Raw genomic sequence first — 1,119 nt, forward strand, 5'->3', positions numbered from 1 at the left:
TGCATGGTGCGCGGCATCTCGGCCATCGCATCCTGCACGCTGTCATTCCATGCCTGCGTGAGGCGTGGGTTGCGGTACCGGGATCTCTTGACGCCCAGCACGATCATCGACGGCTTCTGCGACCTCTCAGGCGGCCGCTGCCAGAAGCCCACGTTGCCCGAGCCCTTCCTCAACCTGCCGAAGAAGATGCCGCTGGTCGCCGCCTCGCCCCGATAGGTGGTCCTTGCGATCCGCTCTAGCGACTCCTGCAGCGCCGTCCCCGTCTTCGGCCCTTTGACCTTCCGGTTGGCCTTGCGATCGAGTGCGGCGTTGCGGCGTGCCCTCTCGGCCCTCAGGTTCGCCTTGGTGAGCTCCAGCTTCCGGCGCTTCACGCCCTCTTCGTCGAGCTGCTTCTGCGACCTTGAGGCGCGGATCAGCTTCCTGAGCGTGTTGCGCGGCATGTTGCCATAGCGGTCCGGCTTGATGCCGAGCAAGTTGCTCTGGCGGTATGTGCCGACGAACAGAAAGTTGTATTCCGACGCGGCACCCACCACGCCAGGCGTACGCACTTCCTGTTCGCCTAGCTGGAAGCCGAGGTATGCCGCTTGCTTCTTGGCGACTTGGATCGACGATGACACCCCATCGCCGTCACGACGGGCCTTCCTGTCGTAGACCGAGCTGCGCTTCTGCCCCGGACGGATCTTTGTCCGGTCGACCGGCCCACCCTCGATGTCGCTTTCAAACCGCTTCGCAAGCCTCTCGTTGGCATCCCGAGCCACGTCATCGAGCGAGCCGTAGATGACAGACCGGGCTGCACGCTTTTCGAGGCGCTCCAGCGACTTCTTGAGCTCTTTCGCTCCCCTGATCTCGACGATCTGCTTTGCCATCTGGCGGCCCTCCTGTGCGGTCAGAGGGCAGGGTAGGCGGCGGCATGTGCAGGAAAACAGGCAGGGGCGGGGATCGATCGAATGCCTGGCCTTCGCTTCATTCGCGGCCAGTGAATGACCCGTATCGTCCGGATAAGCCCCACGGAGATCAAAACGATGCGCTTCATCCTCGCCGTCGCTGCCCTAGCCCTGTCGATCATGCCGGTCCGTGCTCAAGTTGCCGAGCCTGGCGTCTACGTTGAGGGCTGCCTTC

Annotated in this window: 1 protein-coding gene; it reads right to left on the reverse strand. The window is 63.5% G+C overall.

Features of this window, described 5'->3' with window-relative positions; all coding sequences use genetic code 11:
* On the reverse strand, positions 1-866 hold an 866-nt coding region (locus tag O5O54_RS22185; RefSeq protein WP_279484019.1), incomplete at its 3' end, for a hypothetical protein.
* Between the last annotated feature and the right edge of the window lie 253 nt (positions 867-1,119).

It is taken from the genome of Aureimonas sp. SK2, from assembly GCF_029813115.1.
Lineage (GTDB): Bacteria > Pseudomonadota > Alphaproteobacteria > Rhizobiales > Rhizobiaceae > Aureimonas.